15 protein-coding genes, 2 tRNA genes and 1 other RNA gene are annotated in these 12924 nt (G+C 49.5%); 2 read left to right on the forward strand and 16 right to left on the reverse strand.

The genetic code is table 11. From position 1 onward, the window contains the following. Positions 1-58: 58 nt before the first annotated feature. Positions 59-1120 carry a quinolinate synthase NadA gene (gene nadA, locus A6301_RS10165; protein WP_234257721.1) on the reverse strand — a complete coding sequence of 354 codons (1062 nt, stop codon included), beginning with the start codon at positions 1118-1120 and terminating at the stop codon, positions 59-61. Between the two features lie 215 nt (positions 1121-1335). Here nadA and A6301_RS10170 point away from each other — a divergent pair, with 215 nt between their 5' ends. After that, positions 1336-1734, forward strand: coding sequence for a YjaA family stress response protein (locus A6301_RS10170; RefSeq protein ID WP_107169833.1), 399 nt, complete (start codon positions 1336-1338; stop codon positions 1732-1734). Between the two features lie 14 nt (positions 1735-1748). Here A6301_RS10170 and A6301_RS10175 read toward each other — a convergent pair whose 3' ends face one another. Then, positions 1749-2465: a DUF554 domain-containing protein gene (locus A6301_RS10175; RefSeq protein WP_215484429.1), complete on the reverse strand. Its 717-nt coding sequence runs from the start codon at positions 2463-2465 to the stop codon at positions 1749-1751. 154 nt (positions 2466-2619) lie between these two features. On the opposite strand from A6301_RS10175, the gene A6301_RS10180 reads away from it, so the two are divergent. Then, positions 2620-2790, forward strand: coding sequence for a hypothetical protein (locus A6301_RS10180; RefSeq protein ID WP_234257722.1), 171 nt, complete (start codon positions 2620-2622; stop codon positions 2788-2790). Between the two features lie 77 nt (positions 2791-2867). Here A6301_RS10180 and A6301_RS10185 read toward each other — a convergent pair. The 14 genes from A6301_RS10185 to cydA form a co-directional block, all read right to left on the reverse strand. After that, positions 2868-2995: non-coding RNA, RtT sRNA (locus A6301_RS10185), on the reverse strand. A gap of 46 nt (positions 2996-3041) precedes the next feature. Beyond that, positions 3042-3117 (reverse strand) — tRNA-Lys (locus tag A6301_RS10190). Between the two features lie 42 nt (positions 3118-3159). Next, positions 3160-3235, reverse strand: a tRNA-Lys gene (locus A6301_RS10195). A 175-nt stretch (positions 3236-3410) separates the two neighbouring features. Beyond that, on the reverse strand, positions 3411-4187 hold the full coding sequence (gene cpoB, locus A6301_RS10200) for a cell division protein CpoB (protein WP_107169831.1): 777 nt from the start codon (positions 4185-4187) through the stop codon (positions 3411-3413). Between the two features lie 9 nt (positions 4188-4196). Next, positions 4197-4706, reverse strand: coding sequence for a peptidoglycan-associated lipoprotein Pal (pal, locus tag A6301_RS10205; RefSeq protein ID WP_010299226.1), 510 nt, complete (start codon positions 4704-4706; stop codon positions 4197-4199). A 40-nt stretch (positions 4707-4746) separates the two neighbouring features. After that, positions 4747-6039: a Tol-Pal system beta propeller repeat protein TolB gene (gene tolB / locus A6301_RS10210; RefSeq protein ID WP_107169830.1), complete on the reverse strand. Its 1293-nt coding sequence runs from the start codon at positions 6037-6039 to the stop codon at positions 4747-4749. Between the two features lie 138 nt (positions 6040-6177). After that, positions 6178-7365 (reverse strand): cell envelope integrity protein TolA, encoded by a 1188-nt coding sequence (gene tolA, locus A6301_RS10215; protein ID WP_107169829.1) that lies wholly within the window; start codon positions 7363-7365, stop codon positions 6178-6180. A gap of 64 nt (positions 7366-7429) precedes the next feature. Continuing rightward, positions 7430-7855: a colicin uptake protein TolR gene (tolR, locus tag A6301_RS10220; protein WP_005973933.1), complete on the reverse strand. Its 426-nt coding sequence runs from the start codon at positions 7853-7855 to the stop codon at positions 7430-7432. 12 nt (positions 7856-7867) lie between these two features. Beyond that, positions 7868-8554 carry a Tol-Pal system protein TolQ gene (gene tolQ, locus A6301_RS10225; protein WP_107169828.1) on the reverse strand — a complete coding sequence of 229 codons (687 nt, stop codon included), beginning with the start codon at positions 8552-8554 and terminating at the stop codon, positions 7868-7870. Continuing rightward, complete coding sequence (gene ybgC, locus A6301_RS10230) at positions 8551-8955, reverse strand: tol-pal system-associated acyl-CoA thioesterase (protein WP_107169827.1); 405 nt, start codon at positions 8953-8955, stop codon at positions 8551-8553. The genes tolQ and ybgC overlap by 4 nt, the downstream gene beginning before the upstream one ends. Before the next feature lie 133 nt (positions 8956-9088). Further along, on the reverse strand, positions 9089-9382 hold the full coding sequence (ybgE, locus tag A6301_RS10235) for a cyd operon protein YbgE (RefSeq protein ID WP_107169826.1): 294 nt from the start codon (positions 9380-9382) through the stop codon (positions 9089-9091). Next, a complete protein-coding gene (cydX, locus tag A6301_RS10240; RefSeq protein ID WP_069956042.1) occupies positions 9379-9495 on the reverse strand; it encodes a cytochrome bd-I oxidase subunit CydX in 117 nt (38 codons plus the stop codon). Before cydX ends, ybgE begins: the two co-directional genes overlap by 4 nt. A 16-nt stretch (positions 9496-9511) precedes the next feature. After that, entirely contained in the window at positions 9512-10651 is a 1140-nt protein-coding gene (cydB, locus tag A6301_RS10245; RefSeq protein ID WP_107169825.1) for a cytochrome d ubiquinol oxidase subunit II, read from the reverse strand. Between the two features lie 13 nt (positions 10652-10664). Next, positions 10665-12233, reverse strand: a complete 1569-nt coding sequence (cydA, locus tag A6301_RS10250) for a cytochrome ubiquinol oxidase subunit I (RefSeq protein WP_234257723.1) — start codon at positions 12231-12233, stop codon at positions 10665-10667. Positions 12234-12924: the final 691 nt, after the last annotated feature.

The following is a 12924-nucleotide window of genomic DNA, read 5'->3' on the forward strand; positions in this document are numbered from 1 at the left end:
CTCACCACCCTGTCTCAATTATTGTAAGAAATGTCTATCAAGATGCCCAAGATCGCCGTCAGGCATTCCCTTTCACACGCAATTTTAGCGAAGCCGCAAAATCCAGCATGCGATTCAACGGGATTAAAGCGCCTTCTCGCAGGGCTGCATCTACATGAATCTCATGTGCATGGCCACCTTGATCCAGACCGTTAGCAATCGCCTCCAGCCCATTCATCGCCATCCACGGACAGTGGGCGCAGCTGCGGCAGGTTGCCCCTTCTCCTGCGGTCGGCGCTTCCAGCAACGTTTTCTCCGGGCAGGCCTGCTGCATCTTGTAGAAAATGCCGCGATCGGTCGCCACAATCAGTTCGCGCTGTGGCAGCGTCTTCGCCGCCTGAATCAGCTGGCTGGTTGACCCAACGGCGTCAGCCATCTCTACCACGCTCTGTGGCGATTCTGGATGAACCAAAATTGCCGCATCGGGGTACAGGATCTTCATGCGCTTCAGCGCCTGCGTTTTAAATTCGTCATGCACAATGCACGCGCCTTGCCAGCACAGGACATCCGCCTGCGTCTGTTTTTGTACATAGCTTCCCAGATGGCGATCCGGTGCCCAGATAATCTTTTCTCCCAGGCTATCCAGATGTTCGATCAACTCCACTGCAATGCTGGATGTCACCACCCAATCTGCACGCGCTTTTACCGCAGCAGAAGTATTGGCATACACCACCACGGTTCGGTCCGGGTGCGCGTCACAAAAACGGCTGAATTCATCGACGGGGCAACCAAGATCGAGTGAACACTCTGCTTCCAATGTAGGCATCAGAATCGTCTTTTCTGGGTTGAGAATCTTGGCCGTCTCTCCCATAAAGCGAACCCCTGCCACCAACAGCGTCGATGCCGAATGGGTGCTACCAAACCGCGCCATTTCCAGCGAATCCGCCACACAGCCGCCCGTTTCTTCCGCCAGCGCCTGAATTTCAGGATCGGTATAGTAATGCGCAACCATGACCGCGTTTCTTTCCCGCAGCAGTGCCTTTATCCTGTTACGATAGTGCTGTTTTGCATCAGCCGATAATGGCTTGGGTTTTGGCGGAAAGGGATAAATAGTCTCATTGCTATCAAAAAGCATACTCATTATGGATTTCCACGATGACAACTCGGGTTGCAACACCTGATACTGATTTAGCATCAGCATCGGAGTTTTTTATCCTAAACAAAATACCGAAAACACGTCGTAAAGTCGCGGTATTTTTTCGAGGTTACGCACCATTTTGTTTATTATGCTTAAAATAATGAGATGAAATGCGTGAAAGACATTATCTGTAGAAGAGAGACAAGGAGATAAATGGCATGGCCAGCCTCTATATCAGAATATATCGCGATACGCTGATGGTCAGAAACGTGGACACGAAAAAAGAGGTCACCGAGCAATCAGAAATACCTTTTACAACCGCGCGTCTACTGCTCGGGCAAATGATTCCCGCGATGACACTATTGGCTCGGCTCGCACCCAAGGTTGCGGCCAAACGATGGGTTGGGCTATTCACTTCGCACAAGGTCATCATCCATGCCATGGAGATGAATGAAGGCGGACATAGCCAGGTCGAATTTGCCAGTTACATGGAGCTCGCCAGGAGCATCAGCCCGCAAGGAAAGCATATTTATGTGTGTAGCAAAAATGTGCCGCTTACCGATCAAGAAGTGATACAAATATTTAGCGGCAACATCCCCTCGATCGTCAGCCGCTAACCAGCCGTTGCGCATCAGGCGAATAACCGATGCCAATAGAGAGAGAGCGGAATAATCAAAACCAAAGCGGGGAGAAAGTTAACTACCGCAAAGGATTTGATCTGCGCAATCCGTAGTCCAACGGCAATCATGATAATCCCACCACAGGCAGAAAAGTCCCCCATCGTGATGTCTGTCATAAAGGGCATGATCAATTTGGCGGAGAAGAACAGCAGCGTCTGGACAATCATCTGCGGTATCGCAATCGACATCACGGCAAGACCAAGCGTGATGGAAAAGATCAGTGCAGTGAAAATATCCAAAGCAGATTTGATAATCAGCAGTTGATAATCACCGGTTAACCCTTCCGTCAACGCCCCAACCACACCGGTGCCGCTGGCACAAAACAGGACGATTAACGCGGTAAAATTCTGAGTGTAGACATCCTGCGGCAAGCGGTGCTCCTGTGCAGGCAGAACGCGGTTTAATCCTTTTTGAATCATCGTACCTGCCCGCTGCACGGCGGACTCCATCCGTAGCAGTTCTCCTAACGCCACACCAATCACAATCGCCAGCGCCACCGCCGGCAGTTGCTGGACTTTAACAACCAGCGTAATACCCATTGCAATCGATACCATCGCAAACGCCGGGGGCAGGCCATCCTGCAAGCGTTGGGGAATAAAACGACGCAAAGCAATACCCAGACCACTACCAATCAAGATAGCGGCACCATTAATCAACGGACCAATCATATATCTTCCTAAACAGGGCTATACGCGCTTCCCTGTGGCAATGACTCCATCCCTGCTCAATAGGATTAGAAAACAGTTCCTGACGGGTTATACAGTCCATAGAGAGGGGCAAAGACCTAATATACTCCAAAGCCTTAACGAGCAGGGAATGATAATGGTTTTATCTTATCGATACGGTGTACACGATCGTTGCCTTGATATGGATTTCTACGAGGAAGGAATGCCACTGCTGAAATGGCGAGTCGTGCAGGACACTCGCCCCTTCGGGGTCAACGCTAGCGCGTTGCTGTTACGCTTCGTTCGGCTAGAACCTGCGACCAATTGATTGAAAGTCACTGTGTTTATTATGCAGGTAATTAGAAAATCGAAGGCTGTTTAGTTTGGAATTATATTGCTAGAAGATGGTGGGTCGTGCAGGATGACTCGGCCTTCGGCCTCGCCCCTTCGGGGTCAACGCTAGCGCGTTGCTGTCTCGCTTCGCTCGGCTCGAACCTGAGCGCAGGTTCTCACCTACACGACACGTGCGATATATGACTTAAAATGAATTTATTCGAGAAAGGAATGCTACTGCTGAAATGGTGGGTCGTGCAGGATTCGAACCTGCGACCAATTGATTAAAAGTCAACTGCTCTACCGACTGAGCTAACGACCCGCAATGCGGAACTACTTAATGTTTACCGATACTGCTTGAAATTGGTGGGTCGTGCAGGATTCGAACCTGCGACCAATTGATTAAAAGTCAACTGCTCTACCGACTGAGCTAACGACCCAATTTCATGCTGCTTTAGCGTTTCGCTGTTTGCCTTGGCAACGGCGGCACATATTACTGATTTAAATTTTCAGCGCAACCTATTTTCTTAAAAAACTGTTTGATTGCTTACTCTTAAGACGTTTAGGCACAAAAACCGCGCATGATGCGCAATTTTTGTGCCAATTAATACGGTATTACGATCCCGCTAAACGCTTTTGCGCTTGCTTTGCACTTTCCGTATTGGGGTACATTTTTACAACTTGCTGGTAAACGGCTTTGGCTTTATCAGCCTGACCTTTTTCCTGCATGATCACCCCAACCTTCAGCAAGGCTTCGGAACTTTTTGGTGACTTGGGATAATTTTTAACAACATTGGCGAAATAGTACGCAGCATCGTCCTTTTTCCCCTTGTTGTAATTCAACTGACCAAGCCAATAGTTGGCATTTGGTTGATAGGTTGAGTCTGGATACTTTTTGACAAATGCCTGAAACGCGCTGATAGCCTGATCGTACTGTTTTTTCTCCAGCACGAGCGCAGCTGCGGCATTATAGTCGCTATTCGCATCACCCGTACTGGCTGGTGCAGCCGTGTTGGCCGCACCGGTGTCAGTACCCGCAGCAGCGGCAGGTGTGCCGCCTGTCGTCGGTGTAGAAGATGATTGCGAACTTAATCCATCAATCTGCTGATAAATCTGTTTTTGCCGTTCAACAATCTGATTCAACTGATACTGACTTTCCTGGATCTGCCCACGGAGGCTGTCCATGTCTCGCTGATTATCAGAGATCTGCTGTTGAAGTTGAGTTAAAAGCTGACTGTGAGCGTTAGAAATACGCTCCAATTGAGTGACACGGTCTTCGACCGAGCCTGAGCCGACATTACTGATTGGCGCTTGGGCAGTAGCGGCCCAAGGGACCGCTACGCCAACCAGTAACGACAGACCCAACAGGTGACGTCTGAAGTTACTGCTCATGCGATTCTCTTAATATACCAGAACGGCACGACGGTTTTTGGCATAGGCCGCTTCGTCATGACCGAGAACAGCTGGTTTTTCTTTACCGTAAGAAACGATAGAGATCTGATCGGAAGAAACGCCTTTACCCTGCAGGTACATTTGTACCGCGTTGGCACGACGCTCACCCAGAGCGATGTTGTATTCTGGCGTACCGCGTTCGTCCGCGTGACCTTCGATAGTCACTTTGTAAGACGGGTTGCTACGCAGGAATGCAGCGTGGGCGTCCAGCATCTGAGCAAATTCAGAGCTCACATCGTATTTGTCCAGACCGAAGTAAACGATGTTGTTGCGCTGTAATTCTTGCATCTGCAAACGAGCTTGCTCAGAAGAAGACATGTTACCGCCGTCCATCATGCCGTTGTTACCCGCACCCATGGAAGATTGGTCATTGTCCGCGTTCTTGTTGGAGCTACAAGCGGCCACTGCCAGTACCGGCAGAGCCAACATCAGGCCTTTCAGCACTTTATTGAATTGCATTTCTTATGTCCTTTGACGAGTTTATTGTACATATCTGTACTTATAGATACGGCGACCAGGCAGGGAATTTAACCTGTCCATCAGTAGCCGGAAGACGCGCTTTGAAACGGCCATCGGTCGAAACCAGCTGTAGCACTGAACCCAGCCCTTGTTTGGAACTGTAGATCACCATCGTGCCATTCGGTGCGATACTTGGCGTTTCGTCCAGGAACGTGTCCGTTAATACTTGTACGGCACCCGTTACCAGATCCAGTTTGGAAATATGCTGAGCCCCACCATTCGAGCTCACCGTTACCAAAAATTTCCCGTCGGCGCTCACATCGGAATCCTGATTCTGAGAACCTTCCCAGGTCAGGCGTTGTGGTGCACCGCCGTTAGCATTAACTTTGTAAACCTGAGGACGACCAGCCTGGTCTGAAGTATAGGCCAAGGTTTGGCTATCTGGGAACCAGGTTGGTTCCGTGTTATTGCTGCGGCCATCAGTCACCTGACTGATTTGACCCGAGCCCAGATTCATCACATACAGATTCAGGCTACCACTCTTAGACAGAGCAAACGCCAGTTTACTGCCATCAGGAGAGAAAGAAGGCGCACCGTTGTGACGAGGGAAAGACGCAACCTGACGGATTGCACCATTTGCCAACGTTTGGATAACCAGCGCAGAGCGACCGCTTTCAAACGTTACATAAGCGAGTTTGCTGCCGTCAGCGGACCAGGCCGGAGACATCAGCGGCTGTGGTGAACGATGAACAACGAATTGGTTGTAGCCATCATAGTCGGCAACGCGCAGCTCATAAGGGAACTGACCACCGTTAGTCTGAACAACGTAAGCAATACGGGTACGGAACGCACCTTTGATACCACTCAGTTTTTCAAACACTTCATCACTGGCCGTGTGCGCAGCATAGCGCAGCCACTGTTTGGTCACCTTGAACTGGTTCTGAGCCAGTACGTTCCCCGGGTTACCAGAAGTATCGACAAGCTGGTAAGAAACCAGATAGCTGCCATCGGCACTCGGCTGAACCTGACCAACAACCACCGCATCAATACCCAACGCCGTCCATGCAGCAGGCGTCACTTCAGATGCCGTTGCAGGCTGCTGTGGCATACGGTTTGCGTCGATAGGGTTGAATTTACCGCTATTACGCAAATCAGCACCTACGATGCCGCCTACGTCTTCAGGCGCAGCGCCTGGCCCAGCCCATTTAAATGGAACCACACCAATAGGACGCGCAGAGTCTACCCCTTGGGTAATCTCTATACGTACTTCCGCGTGCAGCACCGCTGCCCACAGCATTAAAAAGCTTACTGCAACTTTCAGTACTTGCTTCATCTCATCTCCCTTATCCAGACGCGAAGTCTACGATAAATTAGCAGAATTTTAACAAAAACAAACCAATGTCAACAAAACAACATAACCTGGTTTATTTACCATCGTAATAATCTTAAATCTATTGGGTAAACAGCCCGGTTACTGCGGTTTAAAGTCTATTGGCGCATTTTTGAAAGCCTCATAAACATCCGTACTCGGTGGCTTCGGTATTTTGGCCTGTTTGGCAGCTGCAATAGCCGCCTGGCATAGCGCCGGATCGCCACCTTCAGCCGTGACATCAATCAGCAGACCATCTGGCGCCAGCTTAATTCGTAATGTACAGGTACGTCCTTTGTAGAGCTGCCAGTCATAAAATTTGCTCTGAATGGCTGAACGAACCTGGCTACCATAACTATCGAGCGCCGCACCTGATGCACCGCTCTTCTTATTGTTACCCGTGCCCGCTGGTGCACCACCGCCCGATTTCGGCGCGTTTTTCGATGAAGCCAACCCACCCAGCAAATCATCAACGGCGCTTTCCTGCTTAGCAGCCTCTGCTGCCGCTTTCTTTTTATCATCAGCGGCTTTTTTAGCCGCCGCAGCTGCTTCTGCTTTTTTCGCTGCATCAGCGTCAGCTTTTTGTTTCGCTGCCTCAGCTGCTGCTTTTTGTTTAGCTTGTTCAGCCTCTTTTGCCGCCTCTGCGGCAGCCTTGGCTGCTTCTGCTTTCGCGGTTTCTGCTGCCTTTTGCTTGGCAGCCTCAGCGGCTTTTTCTTTAGCCTCCTCTTCCGCCTGCTTCTTAGCAGCAGCGGCCGCAGCAGCTTGTTTCTTCGCTTCGTCTTCCGCTTTCTTTTTAGCGTCCGCTGCCGCTTTCGCCTGCTGTTCAGCTTCAGCTTTCGCTTTTGCCGCCGCGGCTTCTGCCTGCTTCTGCTGTTCTTTTGCCTGCTGAGCCGCCGCTTCAGATTGCTTACGCTGTTCAGCCTGCTCCTGAGCCTGCTTTTTCGCTTCTTCCTGCGCTTGCAGACGCTCTTTTTCTAGCTCTTTCAGCCGCTGCTGTTCAGCGGCTTGCTTCTGCTGAAGCTCTTCGGCCTGCCGTTCAGCCTGCTTTTGACGCTGCTGTTCAGAACGTTTTGCATCGGTCTGCTGCTGCTGTTGGCGGTTATACTGCTCTACCACCGCGCTCGGATCGACCATCACTGCATCAATTGACGAGCCTCCACCGCCCCCGCTGGCATCCATCGTTTGCGTCGACGAACTCCAGAGCAGCAAAGCAATCAGTATGATGTGCAGAACAGCCGAGATAATAACGGCGCGTTTCAGCTTATCGTTTTGTTCGTTTGCCTTTAGCACAAGCGATTCCCAAAAACAGTGTTGCCAGAAATAGGCTTAACGATCATAACCGTGATGCGCTCATTTAAATCGGTTGCGTCATCAAACCAACGGACTTTACGCCAGCCTGATGCAACAAATTCAACGCTTTAATGATCTCATCATAAGGAACATCTTTCGCACCACCAATCAAAAAGACCGTCTTGGGGTTAGTAGCCAGTCGTGATTGCGCTTCAGCAACCACCTGCTCTGCCGGAAGCTGCTCCATACGGTTTTGCTCAACAACCAGACTATATTGCCCTATGCCTGAAACCTCTACGATCACGGGCGGATTGTCATTGCTGGAGACCGTTTTTGAATCGGTTGCATCCGGCAGATCTACCTCAACGCTCTGCGTAATAATCGGGGCTGTCGCCATAAAAATCAGCAACAGCACCAACAGCACGTCCAATAGCGGAACAATATTGATCTCGGATTTCAGCTCACGACGACCTCTGCGTACTCGTGCCATGATCCCCCCTGATTACTTGCTGTTGTCGCTGGAGAATGCCTGACGGTGCAGGATCGCGATGAACTCTTCCGTAAAGTTGTCGTAGTTCTGCTCCAGTTTACCCACCCGCAGGCTAAGGCGGTTATACGCCATGACCGCAGGAATCGCAGCAAACAGGCCGATTGCCGTAGCAATCAAGGCTTCGGCAATACCAGGTGCAACCATTTGTAAGGTTGCCTGCTTCACGGCGCCCAGCGCGATAAAAGCGTGCATAATCCCCCAAACAGTACCGAACAGGCCGATATACGGGCTGATAGAACCCACGGTGCCCAAGAAGGGAATGTGCGTTTCCAGCGTTTCCAATTCACGATTCATTGAAATACGCATCGCCCGGGATGCACCTTCTACCACCGCTTCCGGCGCATGGCTGTTAACACGATGCAACCGCGCAAATTCTTTGAAACCTGAATGGAAGATTTGTTCAGTACCCGTCAGACTATCGCGGCGACTTTGGCTTTCCTGATAGAGACGCGACAGTTCGATACCCGACCAGAATTTGTCCTCGAACGCCTCAGCCTCACGTGTCGCCGCATTCAAAATTCGGGTACGTTGAATAATGATCGCCCAGGAAGCGATAGAAAAACAGATTAAAATCAGCATGATTAGTTTGACCAGAAGGCTTGCCTTCAGGAACAAATCAAAAACGTTCATGTCAGTCACTGCTTGAACTCCGCGACAATAGACTTAGGAAGCGCAATTGGCTTCATTTGATGTGGATCGATGCATGCGATCAAAACTTCAGCATGGCTTAGCAGGGTGCCCTGAGCATTGAGAATACGCTGTGCGAAAGTCAGAGAAGCACCACGCAGCGAGATAATCTCGCTCTGCACTTCCAGCATGTCGTCGAGGCGTGCAGGAGCAAGATACTCCACCGTCATCCGACGAACAGCAAACGCGACATGCTCACTTAGCAAGGCTTGCTGGTGAAAGTTACGTTCCCGCAACGCTTCGGTTCTTGCCCTTTCATAAAAGGCAACATAGCGCGCATGGTAGACAACGCCACCTGCATCAGTGTCTTCAAAGTAGACTCGAACTGGCCAGCGAAACAACGAATTACTCACTCTACATCCCGGTAATGCATTAAACCTCGCTACTATACGCAAGAGAAATGAGGTTTGGAATGGATTGTGACAGCGGAAAGAAAATAATTATGGGTCGCAAGCAACCCATAACTAAATGGAATAGGAGGCTATTTTAACCGAAGAAATAGTACAATCCTGCGCACAGGATCACAAAGGCGGGAAGTGGTGCGAAAAACGCGCGCCAAAGCAGGCGATGTGGACGGAAACCCACGCCATGAACAACGCCTGCACAAACGGCCCAAATCAACAGCAGTCCCTGCCAAACCGCGAGTTCGCTGGTCCGCGCAGCAAAACGCGTCGGGTCCCAGAAAACACAGCCAGCGAGTAGCAACGCCATGATAAGGGAAAGAGCCCTTAACGGGCTCTTATCCATCAGGCGATAGAGTTTATCGACCAGATCATTCATTGCTTATCGTCTTCAGCCGCTTTACTTGCCTCACTCTGCTCAATAGCCAGGGCTGTGATGATCCCCAGTGAGCAAGCAAGAAGCGTTCCGAGTATCCAGGCAAAATACCACATAAATTAAGCTCCTTACTTAGTACATAGAGTGAGTGTTTTGCTCAATCTGCTCTTTAGTAATACGACCGAACATCTTGTAATAGCACCACGCAGTGTAAGAAAGCACGATGGGAACGAAAATAATCGCAACCACAGTCATCACTTTCAACGTCAGCAGACTCGATGTCGCATCCCATACCGTCAAGCTGACGTTAGGCACGGTGACTGACGGCATAATGAACGGGAACATGGCGATCCCAGCGGTCAGAATCACACAGGCGATAGTCAGAGAAGAGAACAAGAATGCCCACGCTCCTTTCTCTGCACGCGCCATAAGGGTAGTCAACACTGGCAACACCACGCCCAGTACGGGAATCGCCCACAGCACAGGATGGTTATTAAAGTTGACCAGCCAGGCACCTGCCTGCTGAACGACTTCTTTACGCAGTGGGTTAGACTCAGCAGCAGTGTTAATCGCCGACGTCACCACATAACCATCAATGCCGTAAATCACCCATACACCAGCCAGAGCAAACGTCACCATCATCACCAGCGCGGAGATTTGCGCGGCAGATTTGGAACGCACGTGTAAATCGCCCGTGGTCCTCATCATCAGGTAGGTTGCACCCTGAGTAAGAATCATCGTCAGACTCACCACACCAGCCAGCAAACCAAACGGATTCAGCAGTTGGAAGAAGTTTCCGGTGTAGTACAGGCGCAGATATTCATCGACGTGGAACGGAACACCTTGCAACAGGTTGCCAAACGCCACACCAATGACAACCGGTGGCACAAAGCTGCCAATAAAGATGCCCCAGTCCCACATTCCCCGCCAGCGCGGATCTTCGATTTTTGAACGGTAATCGAAGCCGACAGGACGGAAGAACAGTGAGGCCAGCACCAGAATCATGGCAATGTAGAAACCAGAGAACGCGGCGGCGTAAACCATCGGCCAGGCAGCAAACAGCGCACCACCTGCGGTGATCAACCAGACCTGGTTACCGTCCCAGTGCGGAGCAATACTGTTAATCATGACGCGACGCTCGGTATCCCCACGCCCCATCAGACGGACCAGAATGCCCACACCCATGTCAAAACCATCAGTGATAGCAAAGCCAATCAGCAAAATACCGATCAACAGCCACCAGATAAAACGTAAGACTTCATATTCAAACATAGTGGACTCCTGTTTACCGTGCTTCCTGCGCAGCCGCTATAGGTTGTTCAAAATGGTAACGCCCAGTTTTCAAGCTGCTCGGCCCCAGACGTGCGTATTTGAACATCAGATACATTTCTGCAACCAGGAAGAGCGTATACAGACCACAGATCAGCCCCATTGAGAACAGAATATCCCCTGCTGTCAGCGATGAGGTCGCGACAGCTGTTGGCAGGATTTCACCGATAGCCCAAGGTTGACGGCCGTATTCGGCAACAAACCAACCTGCTTCGATAGCAATCCACGGCAGCGGAATACCATACAGGGCGATGCGGTGCAGCCAGCGTTTCTGACCAATTTTGCCACGCAGAACGGTCCAGAAAGAGAGGCCAATGATCAACAGCATCAGAATGCCGCAACCTACCATGATACGGAAAGAAAAATACAGCGGTGCTACACGAGGGATAGAATCTTTAACCGCTTGTTTAATCTGAGTTTCTGATGCATCAGAGACTTTCGGCGTATAGCGTTTCAGCAACAGACCATAGCCCAAGTCTTTCTTAGACTGATCGAACGCTTCTTTTACTGCCGGGTCGGTGTTGCCCGCGCGTAATTCTTCCAGCAAGTGGTACGCCTTCATACCATTGCGAATACGCACTTCATGCATCGCCATCAGCTCTTTCAGACCCGTCACTTCTTTGTCAGTCGAACGGGTGGCAATTATCCCCAAAGCGTAAGGGATCTTGATGGCATAGTTGTTTTCCATCGTATCCTGATTAGGGATGCCAATCAGCGTAAAGGATGCCGGAGCCGGCTGTGTTTCCCATTCGGCTTCAATCGCTGCCAGTTTGGTTTTCTGCACGTCACCCATTTCATAACCGGATTCATCACCCAGTACGATAACAGACAAGACAGAAGCCAGACCGAAGCTTGCTGCGATAGCAAATGAACGCTTGGCAAACGCAATGTCGCGGCCTTTCAACAGATAGTAGGAACTGATACCCAGAATGAACATCGCGCCGGTACAGTAACCTGCTGCCACCGTGTGAACGAATTTCACCTGAGCAACTGGATTCAGTACCAAGTCAGCGAAGCTCACCATTTCCATTCGCATGGTTTCAAAATTGAAATCTGATGCGATGGGGTTTTGCATCCAGCCATTAGCGACCAGAATCCACAGTGCAGAGAAGTTAGAACCCAGTGCGACCAGCCAGGTAACGGCCATATGCTGCACTTTTCCTAAACGGTCCCAACCAAAGAAGAACAAGCCAACAAAGGTCGATTCCAGGAAGAATGCCATCAAGCCTTCAATAGCCAGCGGCGCGCCGAAAATATCTCCGACGTAGTGAGAGAAATATGACCAGTTGGTCCCGAATTGAAACTCCATGGTCAATCCGGTAGCGACCCCAAGAGCAAAGTTAATTGCGAATAACTTGCCCCAGAATTTGGTCATATCTTTATAGATTTGTTTGCCGGACAGCACATATACCGTTTCCATAATCGCCAGCAAAAACGCCATCCCCAGCGTTAATGGTACGAATAGAAAATGGTACATTGCAGTTAAGGCAAACTGTAAACGTGACAGTTCGACTACATCAAACATTTTGACTCCTTGCTCCTCGCAGGAAGGGATTAGCTTGCAAACGCTGACAAGCCGCCAAACATTCGGCCATTACACCCAAAAAGAACACAACAAGAATTGCTTTAACATCGGCTGTAACAAACACTAAAAATACCGTTCACCAGAGCAGTCACATCGCGACGCCCCGACAGCAAGCTCAAGATAAATCACAAGTATTACAAATAGCGTACCCCATAAGGAGGTAGCCGTATATTACGCCTGTAATCCCCTACAATAAATAGGTTTTTACGTGACCTAGACTAGGTTTTTGGCTTCAAATCAACTTTCCCGCCAAAAGGTGCAAAAGGCGATAATTGACCTCGCGCAATTTAAGCCTATTTCATAAATTATATCCAGAGGCGTTTTTTGATCTAAAACAATTTAACGCCTTTCTCGTGATTGATGCGTTGCATTAATTTCTTTATTGCGCTTATTGTTAATGCAATGTAATTTTTAGGTTTAAGTTAAATTAATTCAGCAATATAATCGCTACTTTCCGTTATCGATTATTTACATACAATAAGGCACATTTTTTATTCTTTTTTTCGTATGCTTTTTCTTATTTTATTACTGATTCTTCCGTTTTTTTATTGTTTTATAATTGTTGCATAAATTAACAATACTCTCTCATATTTGATCTTATTGAATTCCATTCTCTTTTGCACAAAAAAGC

Source organism: Pectobacterium sp. IFB5596 (genome assembly GCF_021432585.1).
In the GTDB taxonomy this organism is placed as follows: Bacteria; Pseudomonadota; Gammaproteobacteria; order Enterobacterales; family Enterobacteriaceae; genus Pectobacterium; species Pectobacterium punjabense.

Coding starts and splice junctions, on each gene's coding strand:
- nadA (WP_234257721.1), bottom strand. CDS start 1,120: ATGAGTATGCTTTTTGATAGCAATGAGACTATTTATCCCTTTCCGCCA.
- A6301_RS10170 (WP_107169833.1), top strand. CDS start 1,336: ATGGCCAGCCTCTATATCAGAATATATCGCGATACGCTGATGGTCAGA.
- A6301_RS10175 (WP_215484429.1), bottom strand. CDS start 2,465: ATGATTGGTCCGTTGATTAATGGTGCCGCTATCTTGATTGGTAGTGGT.
- A6301_RS10180 (WP_234257722.1), top strand. CDS start 2,620: ATGGTTTTATCTTATCGATACGGTGTACACGATCGTTGCCTTGATATG.
- cpoB (WP_107169831.1), bottom strand. CDS start 4,187: ATGAGCAGTAACTTCAGACGTCACCTGTTGGGTCTGTCGTTACTGGTT.
- pal (WP_010299226.1), bottom strand. CDS start 4,706: ATGCAATTCAATAAAGTGCTGAAAGGCCTGATGTTGGCTCTGCCGGTA.
- tolB (WP_107169830.1), bottom strand. CDS start 6,039: ATGAAGCAAGTACTGAAAGTTGCAGTAAGCTTTTTAATGCTGTGGGCA.
- tolR (WP_005973933.1), bottom strand. CDS start 7,855: ATGGCACGAGTACGCAGAGGTCGTCGTGAGCTGAAATCCGAGATCAAT.
- ybgE (WP_107169826.1), bottom strand. CDS start 9,382: ATGAATGATCTGGTCGATAAACTCTATCGCCTGATGGATAAGAGCCCG.
- cydX (WP_069956042.1), bottom strand. CDS start 9,495: ATGTGGTATTTTGCCTGGATACTCGGAACGCTTCTTGCTTGCTCACTG.
- cydB (WP_107169825.1), bottom strand. CDS start 10,651: ATGTTTGAATATGAAGTCTTACGTTTTATCTGGTGGCTGTTGATCGGT.
- cydA (WP_234257723.1), bottom strand. CDS start 12,233: ATGTTTGATGTAGTCGAACTGTCACGTTTACAGTTTGCCTTAACTGCA.